Raw genomic sequence first — 19,573 nt, forward strand, 5'->3', positions numbered from 1 at the left:
GATGCCTGCGGCGGCTTGAGCGCCGCAGGCATCCACCCGCTTACCCCGACACGCCGCGCGGCGTCGGCATACCTATCGCCTCTATCCGGTCTCCGCGCTGCAGTTTGAAATCGACCTGCGCGGGCCGCCCTTCCAGCGTCAGCGTCGCCCGCGCCGCCGGCGAGCTCGCCACCACCTTGCCGCGCCGGATCACCATCAGGCGCGCGGCGCGCAGACGGATGGCTTCAACCGCATCGCGCGCATCGAGCAGCACGAGATTCGCCTCGCATCCCGGCGCGATGCCATAGCCCTCCAGACCGAGGATGCGCGCCGCATTCACCGTCACCGCGTCGAAGCACGCATGCATCGCGTCGATGCCGGTCATCTGCGCCACGTGCAGTCCCATGTGCGCCACTTCGAGCATGTCGCCCGAGCCGAGGCTGTACCACGGGTCCATCACGCAGTCATGGCCGAACGCCACGTTGATGCCCGCGGCCATCATCTCCGGCACGCGCGTCATGCCGCGCCGCTTCGGATAGGTGTCGCTGCGGGCCTGCAGCGTGATGTTGATGAGCGGATTCGCAATCGCCGCCACGCCCGACTCGCGCATCAGCGGCAGGAGCTTGCTGACGTAGTAGTTGTCCATCGAGTGCATCGAGGTCAGATGCGAGCCGGTGACCCGCCCATGCAGACCCAGCCGATGCGTTTGTGCCGCCAGCGTTTCGATGTGGCGCGAGAGCGGGTCGTCGGATTCGTCGCAATGCATGTCGACGCGCAAACCCTGCTCTGCCGCATATTCGCACAGGATGCGCACCGACTCCGCGCCCTCCGCCATGGTCCGCTCGAAGTGCGGAATACCGCCGACCACATCGACGCCAAGCGCAATCGCGCGCTTCAGGTTGTCGAAGGCGCCGGGACTGCGCAGCACGCCATCCTGCGGAAACGCCACCAGTTGCAAGTCGAGGTAAGGTGCGACGCGCCGCTTCACTTCGAGCAAGGCCTCGACGGCCAACAGGCGCGGGTCGCACACATCGACGTGGCTGCGAATCGCCAGCAGGCCGCGCGCCACGGCCCAGTCGCAGTATTGCAGCGCGCGGTCGATCAGGGCTTGCTGGGTCAGTTCCGGCTTGAGTTCGCCCCACAGCGCGATGCCTTCCAGCAAGGTGCCGGACGCGTTGACGCGCGGCAAGCCGTAGGACAGCGTCGCGTCCATGTGGAAATGCGGGTCCACGAAGGGCGGCGTGACGAGCGAACCGGCGGCGTCGATTTCTTCGGCGGCACTCGCCGCCAGGCCGGCTTGCACGGCGACGATGCGCCCTGCTTCGATGCCGATATCGACGGGCTCCCTATGCGGTCCCGCGCTACGCGGCAGGCTGGCTCGGCGGATGATCAGGTCCATGTCTCGCTCCTTTGACTGTCATCGATTCTATCCGCGCCAGAAAGCGACGGGGAGCGGGAAGCAACAGGGGCAGCGCCATGCCGGTGCGCGAGACGAAAATACACTAGCATGGTCGGCAAGCCCACCTGTCTTGCAACGCCATGCCGTCCGCCATTCGCAACTCACTCGCCTGGATTCTCGACGCCTTCGAGCGCGAGCCCACCTTCATCAGCAAGCGCATGTTCGGCTGCGATGCCGCTTATCTCGACGGACTGATCTGTCTGGTCGCCGCCGATCGCACGCCACCGTGGAACGGCTTGCTGGTGTGTACGTCGAAGGAACGCCACGCGGCGCTCATCGAGGACGTACCCGGGTTGCGGCAACACCCGGATCTCGGCAAATGGCTGTATGTGCCGCAAGACGATCCGGCCTTCGAAGATACCGTCGAGCAGGTCACCGCGCTCGTACTCGCCCGCGATCCGCGAATCGGCGTGGAACCGAAGCCGCGCCGGCGGCGCGGCAAGTCGGAACTGCCGGGGGCGTGAATGAAACTTGACAGCGGGACCGCGATGAAATCCATCGGCATGCCGCGATACGTTCAGGACTCCACGTCTTCCAGACTGAACAGTTCGGTCTGGTCGTTATACGAGAAGATCTCCCCGTAGCGGCCCCAGTTGATGACCGTATCGAGCGTATCTTCCGCCGCGTTGTCCGAGAGAAAGTCCTCCAGCTCCTGCTCGAAACGCACGCGCGGCGCACGGTGACCCGGACGCTCGTTGAGCACCTTCTTGATCCGCGAAGCGAGCGGCACGTGACGCAGCAGATGCTCGGCAAACATCATCTTGCGGTCCTGCGTGCCGAGTTCGGCGAATACACGCGCCGGCGGCGTCAACATGATGTCGCCCTCGCGCACTTCGGCGAAACCCAGATGCTGCAGCACTTCGGCGACCGGGAACAGATCGTCCACCTCCAGATGCAGCGAGCGGGCGATTTCCGGCATGTCGGCACGGCCGTGGTACGGCGCGGCGGCCACCGTTTCGATCAGACCGGCCATCAGGTTGGTCGACACAGACGGCAGCCAGTTGCCCAGCTCCAGGCCCTTTCGGGTCGATTCGGTCTGGCGCGCCGTCATCTTGGCGTAGATCTCGTCCACGAGGCGGCGGAAAGCCGGATCGAGACGGTTACGCGGATGGTTGAACGGCACCTTGATCTCCGCGACCACCCGGCCCGGATTGGACGACAAAACCAGAATCCGGTCGCACATGAACACCGCTTCTTCAATGTTGTGCGTGACGATCAGCACCGACTTGATCGGCATGCGGCCTTGCGTCCACAGATCCAGCAGGTCGGTACGCAGCGTTTCGGCGGTCAGCACGTCGAGCGCGGAAAACGGCTCGTCCATCAACAGCAGCGTCGGGTCGACCACCAGCGCGCGGGCGAAGCCCACCCGCTGACGCATGCCGCCTGACAGCTCACGCGGATAGGCGTTTTCGAAGCCGTCCAGACCAATCAGGTCGATCGCGGCCAAGGCGCGTTCGCGGCGCTCTCGCGCGCCCACGCCCTGCGCTTCGAGACCCGCTTCCACGTTTTGCAGAACCGTCAGCCACGGAAACAGCGCGAAGGTCTGGAACACCATCGCCACGCCCTTGGCAGGACCGTCAAGCGGCTTGCCGAGGTATGAGACTTCGCCGTCGGTCGGCTCGATCAGGCCGGCGATGATCCGCAGCAAGGTGGACTTGCCCGAGCCCGAGCGGCCCAGCATGCCGACGATCTCGCCTTCGCGCAGCGACAGGTTCACGCCGTCGAGAACCAGCAGCTCGTCCTGGTTCTTGTCGAAGCCGCGACTGACGTCCTTCACGCGCAGCACTTCCGCCCCGAGGCGCGATGTCGTCGACGGCGCCGGGAACAGATCGGCAGATACAACTTTTGGATTTAGCATCGTGTTTTCTCTCAATCGAGCCGAAGCCGGGATTCGGCGAAGGCGTACATCGGACGCCACAACGTGCGGTTAAACAGAGTCACGAACAGCGACATCGTCGCAATGCCGAGAATGATCTTCGGGAAGTCGCCCGCAGCGGTAGTCTGCGCAATATACGAACCCAGCCCGTGGGCGACCACCCTGGTGTTGCCCCACTGAACGTACTCGGCCACGATGCTCGCATTCCACGCGCCGCCGGAGGCGGTGATCGCGCCCGTCACGTAGTACGGAAAAATGCCCGGCAGCATCACGTTGCGCCACCACTGCCAGCCGCGAATGCGGAAGTTGGTGGCCACCTCGCGGTAGTCGTTCGGATAGGCGCTGGCGCCCGCGATCACATTAAACAGGATGTACCACTGCGTGCCGAGCACGATCAGCGGCGAGAGCCAGATATCCGGGTTCAGATGAAAGCGCACGATGACGATCACGAACACCGGAAACAGCAGATTCGCCGGAAACGCCGCGAGGAACTGCGCGAGCGGCTGGATCTTCTCGGCGAGCGCCGGACGCAGTCCGATCAGCACGCCAAGCGGCACCCAGATCAGCGACGAAATCGCAATCAGCAAGGCCACCCGCAGCAATGTGATCAGGCCCAGCACCAGCACGTGTTCCACTTCAGCGAGATCGACGCCGGTGCGCACATAGCTCACGACGCGATAGACGACATACAGCGTCAAAGCGATCACGAGCGCGCCCCACACGATGTCGCCCAGCCGCGATGCCTTCGGCCGGCGCGGCAGGCTGAAGCGGATGCGGCTCACGCCCGGCAGGCGCACCGGCAGGCGCGCGGCGTTGGCGAACAAGGCGCCCAGCGGCACGAGGCCACGGTGAATCAGGCGCGTGCGGCGCACGAGGTCGAGCAGCCACGATTCCGGGGCATTTCCCGAGCTGGTGTTCTCCATGCGGAACTTGTCGGCCCACGCCACCAGCGGACGGAACAGCAACTGGTCGTAGGCGAGAATCACGACCGTCATGGTCAGGATCACCCAGCCGATCGCATGCATGTTCTTGTCGGCGATGGCCTGCGCCAGATAGGCGCCGATGCCCGGCAGCGTGATGGTGTTATTGCCCACAGTAATGGCCTCGGACGCCACCACGAAGAACCAGCCGCCCGACATCGACATCATCATGTTCCAGATCAGGCCCGGCATCGAATACGGCACTTCGAGCTTCCAGAAGCGCTGCCAGCCGGTCAGATGAAAGCCGCGCGAGACTTCGTCCAGATCGCGCGGCACCGTGCGCATCGACTGGTAGAAGCTGAACGTCATGTTCCAGGCCTGGCTCGTGAAGATGGCGAAGATCGCCGCCAGTTCGGCGCCCAGCACGCGCCCCGGAAATAGCCCGATAAAGAACGTGACCGTGAACGAAATGAAGCCCAGCACCGGCACCGATTGCAGGATGTCGAGAACCGGCACCAGCACCTTCTCGGCGCGGCGGCTCTTGGCGGCCAATGTGCCGTAGCTCAGCGTGAACACCAGCGAGGCCACCATCGCCGCCAGCATGCGCAGCGTGGTGCGTAGCGCGTACTCGGGCAGGCTCGCGGGGTCGAGCGAGATGACCTGGGTCTTGAGCGTCGACATCGGCGCGAGCGTCTGGTGAAAGCCGATCGCCGTGAGGGCGATCACGCAGATGATCAGCGGAAAGGCCACGAAGTCCCAGCCGTTGGGCAGCAAACGCCAGGCGGATGCATTGGCGGTGCGATTGAGATTGAAACTGAAATTCATCAGGCGTTTCCCCGGTTACGGGTTTTCAAAACATATAGAGCGACGCTGATGCAATGCGCGGCAGCGGAATTCAATACTCGCGGTGCAAAGCCGAAATAACGCATGGCTATACACAATCAAACAGACACCCGCCCGGGTCAGCCGCCGGCGCGTTTCATCGTCATGAATGAAAGCGTCGGCGGACGACAGAAGGCGGCAGGAACTCAGGAAACAAGCGATTTAAAGCGCTGCCAGGCGGCGATCAGCTGGTGCGGCGGATGAGGTTCTTGAGGCTCGCGGGTTTGCAGCGACAGCATGGCGTCGTAATGGACGCGCGATTCCTGCACGTGCGGCAGTTGCGACAGAAGGAGACCGAAATTCATGATGTTTCTCCGGGCGTTGGCTCAACGCCATTACTGGAAGCCAGCAGACCCGGAATGGCCGCGCGGCATGCGCGCAACGGCGAAGATCTACTCGCTTCCTTCAGGCAAACGGAAGGTACAGCGGCATATAGGACAGGTTGTGGGGTAACTGTCAGGGTCCGGCATGGGACACTCCTTATCGACGTCCACCGTGTGCATGGCGAATGCACGCGGCGTGGGTTTGTCTACACGCTTTAACGCACGCGGGAAACACCCGGCGCGCGCAAGAGCGCGGCCACGAGCAAGGCTCGCGACACGGAACCACACGAACGCGCGGCATTAACCGGTCGCAGCGTTGGTATGGCGCTGATAAGGTGCACGGAGAGATTAACTACGGCGCGCACCGTCTGCCTGCTGGCAAGACGGCGGCGTAAAGAATAAGGCGCGGACGTCCTGCCGGTCAGGCGGCGAATCTGATCGAAGATCGACTACTGCTACTGTCCAAGGCATTTGCCCCATTTGTGACGACGCGGAATTCTAGACATTTTGAGAACCAAAAGTCAACTTGAATCAATCAGCAGAGCCGACTCAATTGAGTTCGGTGGCTGAATGCTTTTGCAGGGATATTGAAGGAAAGCGAAGGAAAGCGGCGAGGCCTAAACCCCGCCGCTCGATCGACGCCTGCAAAGCGCGTCTACATATTGATCTGGCCACCCAGCTCGACCACGCGATTGGCCGGCAAACTATAGTATTCGGCGGCCTGCGCCGCATTGCGGCCGAGGAACGCGAACAGCTTCTCGCGCCACAGCGCCATGGCCTTGCTCTCCCCCGTTGCGAGCACCGTGTCGCGCGCGAGGAAAAAGGACGTGTCCTGCGGCTCGTAGTGCCAGTCGGGGATTTTTTTGGCGACCAGCGTCAGAATGGCCGGCACGTTGGGAATCTCCATGAAGCCGTTGCGCACGCTGACCGAATAGCAGCCGTAGCCGAGATCTTCCACGGTGAGCTTCTGATCGTCGTGGACGTGCGGCACGTTATCCGTCGTGCCCGCCATGAAGATGTTGATGCCGTGCATCACCCGGTTGTGCTTGAGGTTGTGCATGAAGGCCGACGGCGTCATGCCCGCTACGCCGCCCGGAAACACCGCCGTGCCTTCGACACGCGGCGGCGGATGCGAGCCGCCGCACAACGACTTGATCAGGCCGGCGAGCGGGATGTTGTCGGTCTTCATGCGCTCGACGACGATCTCGCGGCCCCTGTGCCAGGTGGTCATCACCGTGAACAGTGCACCGCCCGCGAGTAGCGGAAACCAGCCGCCCTCGAACACCTTGCTGACGTTACTCGAGACGAACACCGCGTCCACCAGCACCAGCGGACCGATGACGAGGACAGTCGAGAGCGTCTTCCACTTCCACAGGGAGTGCGTGATGAAATACATCAGCAGGGTGGTCAGCAGCATGGTCGAGGCGACGGCAATGCCGTATGCCGCGGCGAGATTGTCGGAGGACTTGAAGAACACCACCAGAAACACCACCGCCGCGTACAGCGACACGTTGATGAACGGCACGTAGACCTGGCCCACCTCATGCGTCGACGTATGAACCACCGGGATGCGCGGCAGAAAGCCGAGCTGGACCGCCTGCTTGGTCATCGAAAACGCGCCGGAGATCACCGCCTGCGAGGCGATGATGGTGGCCGCCGTGGCCAGCACGACCAGCGGCACGAGCGCCCAGCCGGGCGCCGATTCGAAGAACGGCTGCCCGATCGCCGCGGGCCGCGCCAGCACCAGCGCGCCCTGGCCGAAGTAGTTGAGCACGAGGCTCGGCAGCACCAGCATCAGCCAGGCGAAGCGAATTGGCTTCTTGCCGAAGTGTCCCATGTCCGCATAAAGCGCTTCGCCGCCGGTCAGCGCAAGGAATACCGAACCCAGCACCACGAAGGCGGTGCCCGGCGCGTGCGTCACGAAACGCACGGCGTAAAGCGGCGACACCGCCTTGATGATGGCCGGCCCGGTGACGATATGCAGCAGGCCCAGCGCGGCGAGCGTCACGAACCACACGATCATGATGGGCCCGAAGACCTTGCCGACGGTTCCCGTACCGCGTTTTTGCAGCTTGAACAGCCCCGTCAGGATGACGAGCGAGATAGGCACGATCCAGGCCGTCAGTTTAGGATCGACCAGGGTGACGCCTTCCACCGCCGAGATCACCGAAATGGCCGGCGTGATCATGGAGTCGCCGTAGAACATCGCCGCGCCGAACACGCCCAGCGTGAGCAGCACCTGGGACAGACGCTTGGGCGCCACCCGCGAAGCCAGTGCGGTGAGCGCGAGAATGCCGCCTTCGCCGTCGTTGTCCGCGCGCATCACGAAGCTCACATACTTCAGCGTGACCACCACGATGATCGACCAGAGAATCAACGACACGATGCCGAACACGTTCGCCTGGCTGATGCCGCCCGCGGCCTTCAGACATTCGCGCAACGTGTAGAGCGGGCTGGTGCCGATGTCGCCGAACACCACGCCGATGGCGCCCAGCACGAGGCTCGGCGCGGCGTTGACCGTATGGTTCGAGGGGCTGGTGACAGATGAGGACATAAAGTGTCGTAAGTTAAATGAAATTAACGGCATGCCTGGCCGTATTGGCGCCTGACGGAAATACGGCCCTCGCACCAGCAGAATAGCTAGCTTCTAGCAGGTTCCCGATACAGCGCGATGAAAATATCGCGCGGGCGCGGGAATGATTTCCCTTATGGCGGCCAGATAGGGCTTATCTGAGCTTCCAGATGCCCCAGATCGCGATTGCCAGCGCGAGACCAAAACCGCCGCCCAACAGGATGTAGGTATCCATTTCAACGCCCTGAAACTAGGTTTGCGGCGTGCGTCGTATGGGGTCGCCACACTGCCCGCTCAAACGGCGAATGGTACCTTTGCTTCCTTTCAGAAACTATTGGAAGACGGCCCGAGGCGCCGGCCCGCTACGAAGGCAACAGCATTCATGCAAGGGCCAATTCCTCAGGATTACGTATTAATAAAAAAAGGCCTGCACGGCGTGAATAACTGTTGCCCGTTTGTTGTGTTTTGCGCCGCCCAAAATTGAAAAAGCCCGCATGGCAATCGCCAGCGGGCTTTCCAAAATGCTTGGTTGCGGGGACAGGATTTGAACCTGTGACCTTCGGGTTATGAGCCCGACGAGCTGCCAGACTGCTCCACCCCGCGTCAGAGAAAACGGATTGTATAGAGATGTCGGCCGATCGTCAAACAATCGCGGCGATTATTTTTAGCCTCACAGATCGGCGACCGATGCACCCTCGACCTTGCCGTCGATGATGTCCGCACCGTACTGGCTGGCGCTGCGCTTGGCGATGCCGAAATCGGAGAACGTGGCAGGCCGCACGAGCCGAAACACCCGGCTCGCCTTCGAACCGCTGATCGCGCCTGGGCGGCAGACCCGCACCGCGACGTCATAACCTTCGGCATGGCGCTTGTGGCCGTCGAACTTGTCGAATTCCCGCGAGAACACCAGCGGATGCACTTCGAAGTCCTTATAGATAGCCGGATAAAGTTCTGCCATGACGATTCCCCCGATGCGTGAGTGTTGGCCCACTATACGCTGCGCAACGAAGGGGCCAGGTATTTATTTTGCGCGCGGCCGCCGCATCGCCGCCGCGGCTCGCCGTGCCGTTGCTGCTGGGCCGTGGTTGGGCCGCGGTTGGGCCATAGCCGGATCGCGGTAAGATTCGGGGCATCATCCCGCACGGGCATGTTGCGCCCCGCGTGCGCCGCCGGGCGTAGTCCCAGCACCTGACATCAAAGAGAAACGCCGATGAAAATCGCCACCTGGAACGTCAATTCGCTCAAAGTGCGCCAGCAGCACGTCATCGACTGGCTCGCGACGAGCCAGACCGACATCCTGTGCCTGCAGGAACTCAAACTGACCGACGACAAATTCCCGCGCGCCGAACTCGAGGAAAAGGGTTACCGGAGCTGGTTCGCCGGCCAGAAGACCTATAACGGTGTGGGCATTCTGGTACGCGACGGCCTCACTGTCGACGAAACCACCATCGTGCGCAATATTCCCGGCTTCGAAGATCCGCAGCAACGCGTGATTGCCGCGACCATCGAGGGCGTGCGCGTGATCTCGGCCTACTTCCCCAACGGCCAGGCGCCCGGCACCGACAAGTTCGCCTATAAATTGCGCTGGCTCGAAGCGCTGCACGACTGGCTCGCGGACGAACTCAAGCATTATCCCAAGCTCGCACTGCTCGGCGACTACAACATCGCCCCGGAAGACCGCGACGTCCACGACCCGAAGGCCTGGGAAGGACAGAACCTCGTGTCGCCCGAAGAGCGCGCCGAGTTCATCCGCCTCGTCGGGCTGGGGCTGGTCGATTCCTTCCGGATGTTCGAGCACCCGGAGAAAGTGTTCTCATGGTGGGACTACCGGATGATGGCGTTTCGCCGCAATGCGGGCCTGCGCATCGACCACATCCTGTTGTCCGAGCCGCTCGCCGCCATCTGTACCTCGTGTGAAGTAGACAAGGTGCCGCGCAAGTGGGAACAGCCGTCGGACCACGCACCGGTGGTCGCACAAGTCGGCTGATCAGCCGCCCACACAGCTCCACAAAAACTCATACACCATCGCATCATGAACGGCCTGCTCCAGTTCGTCGGAGCCGCCGCCGTGGCCGCCGTCGGTGTTCTCCCGATACCAGACGCGCTCCGCGCCCTGCGCCTGCATGCGCGCCACCATCTTGCGCGCGTGTCCGGGATGGACGCGGTCATCGCTCGTTGAAGTCGTGAACAGCACCGGCGGATACGTCACGCCGGCCCGCACCTGGTGATACGGCGAGTAAGCGGCGAGCACGCGTGCCTCGCCGGGTTCGTCCGGATCGCCATACTCGTCGATCCACGACGCGCCCGCATGCAGCAGGTGATAGCGGCTCATGTCGAGCAGCGGCACTTCGCACACTACGGCGCCGAACAGCTCGGGCCGCTGCACCATGCACGCCGCCACCAGCAGGCCGCCATTGCTGCCGCCCTTGATACCTAGCTGCGCGGCGGTAGTCATGCCATCGTCGATCAGCGCCTGCGCCACCGCGATGAAATCGTCGAAGGAGCGCTGGCGGTTTTCGCCCTGGGCCGCGAGATGCCACTCGGTGCCGAACTCTCCACCGCCGCGGATATGCGCGACCACGAACATACTGCCCTGCGCGAGCCAGCCGATGCCCGGCCCGGTCAGATAGCTCGGCGTGAGCGGAATCGCGAAACCGCCATAGCCGGTCAGAAGACACGGGCGCGCGCCGCTCGCCCGTTCCGCTTGCGACGATGCCTCGAGCAACGTGCACGGGCCGATCACCGTGTACGGCACGCGCGTGCCATCGGCGGAGCGCGCGTGGCTGCGCTTCACCGCGTAAGGCGTCGCGTCGAACTGGGTCGGCCAGCGATCGAGCAATTCCCACTCCGTGAGCGGCTCCTTCGCCAGATCGGCGAGCCAGTATTCGGGGGGCTGCAGATAATCGTCGACGTCGACAAACACCTCGTCGTTGAGCGTCGGCTCGATGGGCGACACATCGACCTGCGAAGTCGCACGCGCCGGAAACTCGCGCGACGACCACTGCCAGCCGCCCGCATCGGAAACAGAAGCAGAGGCAGCATCGGCGCGGCGCGCTTGCCACAGCACCGTCTTGCTCTGCACGTCATCCAGATACGAGACGATCAGATGGTTGCGCGTGTGGGTCCAATCGCATGCGGAGGTCTGCGCATTCGGCGTGAAGAGCGCGACAAAACGCCGGTCCCCCGCGAAAAAGGCCTGCTCGCGAATCGCCAGCAGCGCGCCGCCCGGATAGCGCGCGTCGCCGCATGCCCAGTCGAGACGCGGCTCGAACATCAGCCAGCCTTCCCAGCCGCTCACCGCGACATGCTCGGGCACGTCATAGCGCTGCCACGCGCCGGCGGCATCCAGGTAGAACGTTTCGGAATCGAAAAAGTCGACACTGCGCACGACCGTATGGCGCAGATCGATCGGATCGTAGTTCGCATCGACGCTGATGTCGTCGAACTCGCCGCGAAACACCACCGGCGCTGCGGTCAACGCCGTGCCGCGCGTCCAGCGTCGCACTTCACGCGGATAACCCGAGCGCGTCAGCGTCTTGCCGCCCTTGTCCCAGCCGGCATACACCGTGTCGCGGTCGATCCATGAGATCGTGTGCTTGCCGGCTTTGGGGATGGCAAAGCCCGCATCGACGAAACGCAGGGCGTCGATATCGAACTCCCGCACCACCACCGCATCCGAGCCGCCCGGCGAGAGCGTGACGAGCGCGCGGTCGCCGTCGGGATAGAGGATGTCGAGTTCGACGCAGACCCACGGCGTGCCCTCCGCCGCGCCGAGCGCATCGAAGTCGAGCAGGTTCTGCCAGGCCGGCGTGCCGTTGCGCCAGCTCGCCCACGACGTGCGGCGCCAGATGCCTTTGGGATTGTGCTCGTCCTGCCACAGGTCGTAAGCCCAGTCTTGCCAGCGGTCCGGAATCACCGGCCGCTCGCGCGGCAGATAAGCGGCGGCGAGTTTTTGCGTGAGCGACTCGCAGCGCGCTCCACTCGAAAATGCAGCGCGCGTGCGGGCGTTCTGCTGCTCGACCCAGGCCATCGCGGCCGGGTCGTCGAGCGACTCGAGCGACAGGAAAGGATCGGGAGATTGCGGCCAGAGCGGCCCGGAAAACGAACTCGAAGCGGAAGCTGGCATGGTAGGCGTCGTAACTGAACAAGGTCGATTATGCCTTGTTCAGTTACGACGCCCGCAAAGCGCCGATGACGCGCATCGTGCCTTCGTTCAAAACTCCTTCAGGGCTCGAGATTGAGTTCCTGAATCTTGCGCGTGATCGTGTTGCGGCCAATGCCCAGCCGCTCGGCGGCTTCGACCTTGCGCCCGCGCGTGAAATCGAGCGCCTCGCGAATCACCGCGGCTTCGAAACGCCGCGCGAGTTCGTCCATTACGTCAGCCGAGTTCTCGCGCAGCATGCGTGCGACCTCGGTGCGCAGCCCGTTTTCCCAGGCGCTGACAGCGCCCGCGACGGGCATGCCCGGCATCGCCGGCGCATGCGAGGCCAGCGCGGCGCCGTTCGCCGCGCCCTGCCCCGCCGCGCCGCCGGCCGTATCGACCGTCAACACGCCGCTGGCGGAAATGTCGGCGAGGCCTGCCTGCGCCGGCATCAGATCGGGCGGCAAATCCTTGATCTCGATGGTCTGCGCCGGCGCCATCACGGTCAGCCAGTTGGCGAGATTCTCCAGTTGCCGCACGTTGCCCTGAAACGGCAGCGAGGCGAGATACGTCAGCGCCTCTTCGGACACGCGCTTCGGTTCGACGCCGAGATCGCGCGCGCTCTTTTGCAGGAAGTGCCGCGTGAGCAACGGAATGTCCTCGCTGCGCTCGCGCAAGGCCGGCAGACGCAACCGGATCACGTTGAGGCGGTGATACAGGTCCTCGCGGAACAGACCCTGACGCACACGCGATTCGAGATTCTGGTGAGTCGCGGCAATCACCCGCACATTGGCGCGCAAGGGATTGTGCCCACCGACCCGATAGAACTGCCCATCCGACAGAACACGCAGCAAACGCGTCTGCAGATCGAACGGCATATCGCCGATTTCGTCGAGAAACAGCGTGCCGTTTTCGGCCTGCTCGAAGCGCCCCTGACGCATCGCCTGAGCACCGGTGAAGGCGCCGCGTTCGTGGCCGAATAGTTCGGACTCCAGCAGATCTTTCGGAATCGCCGCGGTGTTCAGCGCGATGAACGGACCGTTCGCGCGTGGGCTATGTCGGTGCAAGGCGCGCGCCACCAGTTCCTTACCGGTGCCTGATTCGCCGGTAATGAGCACGGTTGCCGCGGAATGGGACAGGCGGCCGATGGCGCGAAACATGTCCTGCATCGCCGGCGCCTGGCCGAGCATTTCCGGTGCATCGGCGACGCGTTCGTCCCACGTCTGCTCGCCGCGCATGCTTTCGTCGACGGCGCGGCGAATCAGTTCGACGGCCTTGTCGACGTCGAACGGCTTGGCGAGATATTCGAAGGCGCCGCCCTGAAACGCGGCCACGGCGCTGTCGAGATCCGAGAACGCGGTCATGATGATGACCGGCAGGCCCGGCAGCTTGTCGCGCACCGTCTGCAGCAATTCGAGGCCTGAACCGCCGGGCATGCGGATGTCGGAGACCAGCACCTGCGGGCTGTCATGATCGAGCGCGGCTGCCGCGTCGCGCACGTTCGCGAAGCTGCGCGTCGCGAAGTTTTCACGGGCGAGTGCCTTTTCGAGCACCCAGCGAATCGATTGATCGTCGTCTACTATCCAGATCGGCTTCATATGGTAGGTCAGAAGTCTTTAGGTGCGCTTGTGACGCATGTGGTATTAGCAGTCGAGCGGCAGCAAAATCTGAAACTCGGTGTGGCCCGGACGGCTCTCCACTTCGATCAGCCCGTCGTGCTGCTGCACGAAAGTCTGCGCGAGCGTGAGACCCAGACCGCTGCCATCGTCGCGCCCCGAAACGAGCGGATAAAAAATACGGTCGCGGATATCTTCTGGAATGCCGGGTCCGTTGTCGATGATATGCAAGTCCAATGCCAGCTTGCACAAACGTTTTGCAATGGTGATCTTGCGCGCCACGCGCGTGCGCAATTCGATGCGCGCATCCCCTTGCGAGATCCGTTCGCGCAGCGCTTCCGCTGCATTACGGACAATATTGAGGACGGCCTGAATCAGCTGTTCCTTGTCGCCGCGCAGATCCGGCACGCTCACGTCGTAGTCGCGCTCGACGGTCAGGCCGCGCGGAAACTCCGCGAGGATCACGGCGCGCACGCGCTCGCACACCTCGTGAATATTCACGTCGCCGACGATATGCGGATGACGGTGCGGCTCCAGCAAGCGGTCCACCAGCGTCTGCAGGCGGTCCGATTCCTTGATGATGACCTGGGTGTACTCGCGCAACTCGTCGCGCTCGCGCACACCCAGTTCGAACTCCAGCAATTGCGCCGCGCCGCGAATGCCGCCGAGCGGATTCTTGATTTCGTGCGCGAGATTGCGGATCAGTTGCTTGTTGACCGCGGTCAGGTCGTTGATGCGCTCTTCGCGGTCGGTGCGCATATGGCGTTCGTTTTCGAACAACTCCAGCAGCACATAGTCCGGCGCGCCTTCCAGATAACCGACGATCGCGTGCACATGCAGCGGCTCGTGGCCCTGACGTTCCAGCACCGCGTCGAGGTGAGTCGCGTGAAAACGCTGTTCGGCAATGGACGCGATGGTCGCGACCAGTTCGTCCGAATTCGCGAAGATTTCGGGCCACGCCATGTGCGTGAGTTGCCGGCGCGACAGATCGAGCATCGCTTCAGCCGAGGGGTTCGCAAACACGACGCGCAGCGTGCGCTTGTCGAGCACGAGCACGACCGTCGGCAAAGCCTCGAACCCCGTCAGCAAGCCGGAATCGACCAGCTGTGCGTTTTCCGACAGCGGCTCGGCATGCCCTTTTCTAGCTTTGATCAAATTCTTCAGAACCATCTTGCAGTCTGGCCGATGAGAGATGGTGGTAAGGCAGACCGCCTGCGCGTCATGAACAGCTTCGCAAACGGCATCGCAAACGTTGGCACTGCTCCAACAAAAAAGGGACGGCGCCGCCGTCCCTTTGTGACCCGCATTCAATCAGTCACGAGCGTCGGGCGTCGCGCCTCGCCACTCGCGCGACGAAGCGCCATCGCCGTTTACAGCGAGTAGTACAGTTCGAACTCGACCGGGTGCGTGGTCATGCGCACACGTTGCAGTTCGGCTTCCTTCAGGCCCAGGTATGCGTCGATCATCGCATCCGTGAACACGCCACCGCGCGTCAGGAACTCGCGGTCGCTGTTGAGCGCTTCGAGCGCCTGGTCGAGGCCGGCACACACGGTCGGGATCTTTGCATCCTCTTCCGGCGGCAGGTCGTACAGGTTCTTGTCAGCGGCTTCGCCCGGGTGGATCTTGTTCTGCACGCCGTCGAGACCTGCCATCATCAGTGCCGAGAAGCACAGGTACGGATTCGCCATCGGATCCGGAAAGCGCGTTTCGATACGGCGGCCCTTCGGATTGCTCACGTGCGGAATGCGGATCGAAGCCGAACGGTTGCGTGCCGAGTAAGCCAGCTTGACCGGTGCTTCGAAGTGCGGCACGAGACGCTTGTACGAGTTCGTCGTCGGGTTCGTGATGGCGTTCAGCGCGCGAGCGTGCTTGATGATGCCGCCAATGTAGAACAGCGCGAATTCCGACAGACCGGCGTAGCCATTGCCTGCGAACAGGTTCTGGCCGTCTTTCCAGATCGACTGGTGAACGTGCATGCCCGAACCGTTGTCGCCGACCACCGGCTTCGGCATGAAGGTCGCCGTCTTGCCGTAGGTGTGCGCGACGTTGTGGACGATGTACTTCAGTTGCTGCGTCCAGTCGGCGCGTTGCACCAGCGTCGAGAACTTGGTGCCGATTTCGTTCTGGCCCTGGCCTGCGACTTCGTGGTGATGCACTTCAACCGGAATGCCGATCTGTTCGAGCAGCAGACACATTTCCGAACGGATGTCCTGGAACGAGTCGACCGGCGCGACCGGGAAGTAGCCGCCCTTGATGCCCGGACGATGGCCGGTGTTGCCGCCTTCGAATTCCTTGCCTGCCGACCACGGTGCTTCTTCCGAGCCGATCTTCACGAAGCAGCCCGACATGTCCGTGTTCCACTGGACCGAGTCGAAAATGAAGAATTCGGGTTCCGGACCGAAGTAAGCGGTGTCGCCGAGGCCCGTGCTCTTCAGATAGGCTTCCGCGCGCTTTGCCAGCGAACGCGGGTCGCGCTCGTAGCCCTTGCCGTCGGCCGGTTCGACCACGTCGCAAGTCAGCACGAGGGTCGACTCTTCATAGAACGGGTCGATGAAGGCCGTGTCGGCGTCCGGCACGAGCAGCATGTCCGACGCTTCGATGCCCTTCCAGCCGGCAATCGATGAACCGTCAAACGCATGGCCGCTCTCGAACTTGTCTTCGTCGAATGCCGACACCGGCACCGAAACGTGTTGCTCTTTGCCGCGCGTGTCGGTGAAACGGAAGTCGACAAACTTGACGTCCTCGTCCTTGACGATTTGCATGACGTCGGCCACGGATTTACTCATAACCTATCTCCTGATTAACGAATTCGGCGGATTGAGCCGCCGCCCAAATCTAGCTGACCCGTCCCGGCACGTCTAGCTCGCATTTCCGCAAACCTTGGTGAAGTCTCGTCGGGAATCCCGAAGCAGACGCCAGAATGCCGGTGATCGAATCGATCGGCACCAAATAAGCAGCTTCTGTGCCATGTATGCGCCAACCCGGCGCAAAGGCTTATCGCCACGCGCGTTTGCGGGGAATCGCCGCACCCCGGACGGCGTGAACGGACCCCGTTTGTCGTCGCCGACGCACCATAATGGGGCGATCGCGAAATGCTCAGTTGGCCGAATCCCCGTATTGGGGCAGACGGTTCATTTTGCACTATTTTGGCGCATTCCGGCCTTGGCTGCTCAACCTGGCGCACGACCGCGGCGCGGCACGCGCGACGAGCCCGCCGCGCTAAAATGCTCATTTGGTCCCCAGGAGATTTGCTGTCATGAGCACGCTCGAACAGTTGTATGCCCAGGCCGAAAAGCGCCGCCTCGACAACCAGTTGCCCTACGCGGGCGCGCTGTCGCCCGCCGAGGCTTTCGAGCTTCTGCAACTGGACCCGGCTACCCGTCTCGTCGACGTGCGCACGCGCGCGGAACTGGATTGGGTCGGCCGGCCGGTGATCGGCGACGGCCAATATGCCCATGTCGAGTGGACCCGTTATCCGGGCGCGGTACCGAACCAGGAATTCATCCAGCAATTGAGCCAGGCCGCCGGCGCCGATACGCCGGTGCTGTTTCTGTGCCGCAGCGCCGCGCGCTCCAAGCTCGCCGCCGTGGCCGCGGCGCAGGCCGGTTTCACGAAGGCGTTCGATCTGCTGGAGGGCTTTGAAGGCGACAAGGACGGCCAGGGGCATCGGAAGACAGTCTCGGGCTGGTGTTTTCGCGGGTTGCCGTGGATCGGGGCTTAAGTCCGTCTGCTCCGAAGAAGATCGCTTCAGGGCGCGGCCCGGTAAGCGTCGTGCTGCGTCAGGGTGGCTGACGCATGCTTTCCTGAACAGACCGCGCCGGCGACACATTGACTGCATCGTCGGCGCGCGATGTGACATGGCGATGTCGCCACCTCGGCGCCGCGTTAGCGCCACCTGAGCGCCGTCAAAGCCTGCTTCAGCTGCGCGCCTTACCCGCCACGGCAGCAGCGGCAGCCGCTTCCGGCTCGACGATGTCGCCGCCCAGCAGATGCACGCCCTCGCGCAGCTTCACGAACGCGGCGGCCACGGCTTCGGGTTCACCCTTCACGCCCAGGTCGATGTGACGCCGCGCATAAATGCCGCCGCGCTCCGCGTCGCCGACGCTCGGCAAACTGAATACGCGCACGCTGGGGAAATCATGCTCGATCTTTTCCATCAGCGGCGTCAGCGTCGATTCCGGCAGCTCGAACACCAGCAGGGACTTTTCCGCGTGCGGCATGGCGTGATGCAGATGCGCGTATTTCGTGTCCAGCACCCATTCGATCATAGGCCACGCCATCACTGGAAAGCCCGGCACGAAATGATGGTCGCCCACCGAAAAGCCCGGAATCTTGTTGTAGCCGTTCGGAATGACGGACGCGCCCTGCGGATACGTTCCCATGTTGAGACGGTGCAGGTTATCCGGTGAATTGAAATCCACCGGGTTCGGGGAATTGACTGGATGCGTCTCGCGAATCCGCTCGCGGATCAGATCCGCCGCCTCGGGATGCAAGGCGAGTGGCACGCCGAGCGCGGCGGCGGCGCACTGGCGCGTGTGATCGTCCGGCGTCGCGCCGATGCCGCCCGTCGAGAACACGATGTCGCCCGAGGCAAAGGTGCGGCGCAAGGTGGCCGTAATGCGCTCCGGTTCGTCGCCGATGTACTCGGCCCAGCCAAGCGACAGACCGCGCGCGGTCAAAAGTTCGATGACCTTCGGCAGGTGCTTGTCGACACGTCTGCCCGAGAGGATTTCGTCGCCGATGATGATGACGCCAAATGCCATTGCGGCCTCGCAGATAAATTCAGTAGGGAACCACCGGCGCCGCGTGGCGGGCGCCTTGCTCTTCCGCGCGCATGCGCTGCAGCGCGCGCAAACAGTAATAGCCGAACCACAGCGCCGAAAAGACGAGGATGAACGCATAGATCCAGATCGTCACGGCGGTGATCACGGGGAACAGCACAATCAGCCAGACCGACGTGGCCCAGATCAGCGTCGGCAGCGAACCGAGCAAGCCGCTCGCGACGCCGATCAGGAGCAGCGGCAAACGGTAGCGCCGCACCAGCGCGCGCCGTTCGTCGCGGCTCGCGTGCAGCGCGAGGGCGTCGTAGGTCATCACGCGGTACGTGAGCCAGCCCCACAGCAGCGGCGGAATCAGCGCGAAGAACGGCGGAATCAGCCACAGCGGCAGCGTCACGACCAGCAGCACGAGGCAGATCAGCGTCGTCCATAGCGCTTGCGCCAGACTACCGTACCACGTTCCGCCGCGACGCATTTCCAGGCTGGCAAACTGCCGCGCGGACAAATGGCGGATCACGCCCGGCATGGACAAGGTGGCGATCAGCAACAGGATGGTGACGACGATCAGCGGAATCGCCACCGCAATCACGATGAAAGGCGCGAGCGCCGCATGCAGCGCGGAAAAGCCGAGCCAGTCGAACAGACGATAAAGCGTGGTAGTGAACGACCAGCTTTCGAGCCAGCCGCGCGTGGTGCCGATCAGCATCTGCCAGGAAAACCACAGGATCACGCCCCACACGACCGTGGCCGCAAAAAACGGCAGGAAGGTCAGCCAGAGCATCCGCGGATGAAGCGCGCTTGCGAGCGCGCGCCCAAATGAGCGCAACAGATCATTCATGCGAGCCAGTGCAAGTGAGCAAAACGATAAGACCAAACGAAACCGCCAAGCTGCGCCGGGAGCGGCGCCGGTGATGCGCGGAAGTCTGCACAGGATAAACCACGCGCGGGGTGGCCGGTAGGGGCGTCAGTGGCGGCCTGGGGCGTGACTCCCGCCGCGCTGCCGCAAAGCCGCAAAGCCACCCGCCGC

General features: G+C 63.3%; 15 protein-coding genes and 1 tRNA gene. 3 read left to right on the forward strand and 13 right to left on the reverse strand.

Features of this window, described 5'->3' with window-relative positions:
• Window positions 1–40: 40 nt before the first annotated feature.
• Window positions 41–1,378, reverse strand: a complete 1,338-nt coding sequence (locus FQ755_RS19320; RefSeq protein WP_144156413.1) for an amidohydrolase family protein — start codon at window positions 1,376–1,378, stop codon at window positions 41–43.
• Window positions 1,379–1,518: 140 nt separating this feature from the next.
• Between FQ755_RS19320 and FQ755_RS19325 the strand changes: the two genes are divergently transcribed.
• On the forward strand, window positions 1,519–1,902 hold the full coding sequence (locus FQ755_RS19325) for a hypothetical protein (RefSeq protein ID WP_144156414.1): 384 nt from the start codon (window positions 1,519–1,521) through the stop codon (window positions 1,900–1,902).
• Between the two features lie 53 nt (window positions 1,903–1,955).
• Here FQ755_RS19325 and FQ755_RS19330 read toward each other — a convergent pair whose 3' ends face one another.
• The 6 genes from FQ755_RS19330 to FQ755_RS19350 form a co-directional block, all read right to left on the reverse strand.
• Window positions 1,956–3,296 (reverse strand): AAA-associated domain-containing protein, encoded by a 1,341-nt coding sequence (locus FQ755_RS19330; RefSeq protein WP_144156415.1) that lies wholly within the window; start codon window positions 3,294–3,296, stop codon window positions 1,956–1,958.
• An 11-nt stretch (window positions 3,297–3,307) separates the two neighbouring features.
• Entirely contained in the window at window positions 3,308–5,059 is a 1,752-nt protein-coding gene (locus FQ755_RS19335) for an ABC transporter permease (RefSeq protein ID WP_144156416.1), read from the reverse strand.
• Window positions 5,060–5,262: 203 nt separating this feature from the next.
• On the reverse strand, window positions 5,263–5,421 hold the full coding sequence (locus FQ755_RS37500) for a hypothetical protein (RefSeq protein WP_186308591.1): 159 nt from the start codon (window positions 5,419–5,421) through the stop codon (window positions 5,263–5,265).
• Window positions 5,422–6,094: 673 nt separating this feature from the next.
• On the reverse strand, window positions 6,095–7,993 hold the full coding sequence (locus FQ755_RS19340) for a potassium transporter Kup (protein WP_144156417.1): 1,899 nt from the start codon (window positions 7,991–7,993) through the stop codon (window positions 6,095–6,097).
• A 544-nt stretch (window positions 7,994–8,537) separates the two neighbouring features.
• Window positions 8,538–8,614: transfer RNA gene (locus FQ755_RS19345), tRNA-Met, on the reverse strand.
• A 67-nt stretch (window positions 8,615–8,681) separates the two neighbouring features.
• Window positions 8,682–8,969, reverse strand: coding sequence for a hypothetical protein (locus tag FQ755_RS19350; RefSeq protein ID WP_074299926.1), 288 nt, complete (start codon window positions 8,967–8,969; stop codon window positions 8,682–8,684).
• 252 nt (window positions 8,970–9,221) lie between these two features.
• Between FQ755_RS19350 and xth the strand changes: the two genes are divergently transcribed.
• The gene (gene xth / locus FQ755_RS19355; protein WP_144156418.1) at window positions 9,222–9,998 is read left to right on the forward strand and encodes an exodeoxyribonuclease III; all 777 of its coding nucleotides are present in this window, start codon (window positions 9,222–9,224) and stop codon (window positions 9,996–9,998) included.
• Here xth and FQ755_RS19360 read toward each other — a convergent pair whose 3' ends face one another.
• The 4 genes from FQ755_RS19360 to glnA all read right to left on the reverse strand — a co-directional run bounded on the left by FQ755_RS19360 (window position 9,999) and on the right by glnA (window position 16,554).
• Window positions 9,999–12,137 carry a prolyl oligopeptidase family serine peptidase gene (locus FQ755_RS19360; RefSeq protein WP_144156419.1) on the reverse strand — a complete coding sequence of 713 codons (2,139 nt, stop codon included), beginning with the start codon at window positions 12,135–12,137 and terminating at the stop codon, window positions 9,999–10,001. It abuts the gene before it with no gap.
• A 98-nt stretch (window positions 12,138–12,235) separates the two neighbouring features.
• Window positions 12,236–13,750, reverse strand: a complete 1,515-nt coding sequence (gene ntrC, locus FQ755_RS19365) for a nitrogen regulation protein NR(I) (RefSeq protein WP_144156420.1) — start codon at window positions 13,748–13,750, stop codon at window positions 12,236–12,238.
• Between the two features lie 45 nt (window positions 13,751–13,795).
• Window positions 13,796–14,938, reverse strand: a complete 1,143-nt coding sequence (gene glnL / locus FQ755_RS19370) for a nitrogen regulation protein NR(II) (RefSeq protein ID WP_144156421.1) — start codon at window positions 14,936–14,938, stop codon at window positions 13,796–13,798.
• Window positions 14,939–15,138: 200 nt separating this feature from the next.
• Window positions 15,139–16,554, reverse strand: coding sequence for a type I glutamate--ammonia ligase (gene glnA, locus FQ755_RS19375; RefSeq protein ID WP_074299962.1), 1,416 nt, complete (start codon window positions 16,552–16,554; stop codon window positions 15,139–15,141).
• A gap of 470 nt (window positions 16,555–17,024) precedes the next feature.
• Here glnA and FQ755_RS19380 point away from each other — a divergent pair, with 470 nt between their 5' ends.
• A complete protein-coding gene (locus FQ755_RS19380) occupies window positions 17,025–17,489 on the forward strand; it encodes a rhodanese-like domain-containing protein (protein ID WP_144156422.1) in 465 nt (154 codons plus the stop codon).
• Between the two features lie 196 nt (window positions 17,490–17,685).
• Here the strand turns inward: FQ755_RS19380 and FQ755_RS19385 are convergent, their stop codons facing one another.
• Window positions 17,686–18,531, reverse strand: a complete 846-nt coding sequence (locus FQ755_RS19385; RefSeq protein WP_144156423.1) for a competence/damage-inducible protein A — start codon at window positions 18,529–18,531, stop codon at window positions 17,686–17,688.
• Between the two features lie 19 nt (window positions 18,532–18,550).
• Entirely contained in the window at window positions 18,551–19,384 is an 834-nt protein-coding gene (locus FQ755_RS19390; RefSeq protein WP_144156424.1) for an EI24 domain-containing protein, read from the reverse strand.
• Between the last annotated feature and the right edge of the window lie 189 nt (window positions 19,385–19,573).

Origin of the sequence: Paraburkholderia sp. BCC1885, assembly GCF_900996235.1 — a bacterium.
Classification (GTDB): Bacteria; Pseudomonadota; Gammaproteobacteria; order Burkholderiales; family Burkholderiaceae; genus Paraburkholderia.